The organism is Vibrio fluminensis (genome assembly GCF_015278125.1).
Classification (GTDB): domain Bacteria; phylum Pseudomonadota; class Gammaproteobacteria; order Enterobacterales; family Vibrionaceae; genus Vibrio; species Vibrio fluminensis.
On the sequence record NZ_JADILO010000081.1, the window covers coordinates 1 to 606 of the forward strand.

The following is a 606-nucleotide window of genomic DNA, read 5'->3' on the forward strand; positions in this document are numbered from 1 at the left end:
CTTCAAAACTGCTCTTACYCGAAAGTAAGAAGTAATTTTAAAGCTATTATCGTTCCAACAGAACGATAATGAATTGACTGTGCTGATACCGAAGTATCAATTGGTCACTCAGTTCATTGAAATCKAATTTGAAGCCTAAGCTTCTAATTGGATTATCATCAACGAGTGCCCACACAGATTGATAGGTTTATATTGTTAAAGAGCTTTGCTTTCAACGCCTTAGCGYCTCAGCGAGGTGCGTATAATACGCTTCCCACTTTGAAAGTCAACATAAAACTCTAAGTTTTCTTAAAATTTTATGGTGACTTGCTTAAATCTTAAGCAAGTGCRAAATAAAGCCTGGCRATGTCCTACTCTCACATGGGGAAGCCCCACACTACCATCRGCGCTATTGCGTTTCACTTCTGAGTTCGGCATGGAATCAGGTGGGTCCGCAACGCTATGGTCGCCAAGCAAATTCTTTCTCTCTATTKCTAGAGAATAATTCGGAAAGCTGTTTTAGTTCTTACACATTCAAATCTGTTCTTGCTTTGAGTCCATCAAAACCCCTTGGGTGTTGTATGGTTAAGCCTCACGGGCAATTAGTATCAGTTAGCTCAATGCCTC

The 606-nt window shown here is 40.4% G+C and carries 1 rRNA gene; it reads right to left on the reverse strand.

Annotation, left to right across the window (positions count from 1 at the left end):
- Nucleotides 1-337: 337 nt before the first annotated feature.
- Nucleotides 338-453: ribosomal RNA gene (gene rrf, locus IRQ95_RS21970) — 5S ribosomal RNA — on the reverse strand.
- Between the last annotated feature and the right edge of the window lie 153 nt (nucleotides 454-606).